We start from the raw sequence: 327 nt of genomic DNA on the forward strand, positions 1-327 counted from the left end.
TGACCGCTGCGACCTTGGGCTCGGCCGGGCGGTTCGGCCGGGCCGAGGGCGGAGCGATGGGGGCGGGCGCCGCGTCCTCCCACGGCGGGGTGTAGGCGTCGGCCTCGTCGGCATAGGCGTCTGCGTCATCATGGGCCTCAGACGGAGGCGCGAAGGCAGCTTGAGCGGGAGATTGGGCAGGTGCGGCGAGGGGGCCGTCCGCTTCCATGTCGTCGGCTTCGGGCAGGCGATGGCGCGGCTTGCGGGCCGGGACGGCGGCCTCGGCGACGGCGCGCGGAGCCTTGCCCGGTTTGGCGGTCTTGGCCGGTCGGGCGGCGCGGGCTTCGG

Annotated in this window: 1 pseudogene; it reads right to left on the reverse strand. The window is 76.1% G+C overall.

Annotated elements, in window-relative coordinates:
• Positions 1-327, reverse strand: a pseudogene (locus A6X21_RS25885) (hypothetical protein); the annotation flags it as partial.

This window comes from Planctopirus hydrillae, from assembly GCF_001707835.1.
In the GTDB taxonomy this organism is placed as follows: Bacteria; Planctomycetota; Planctomycetia; order Planctomycetales; family Planctomycetaceae; genus Planctopirus; species Planctopirus hydrillae.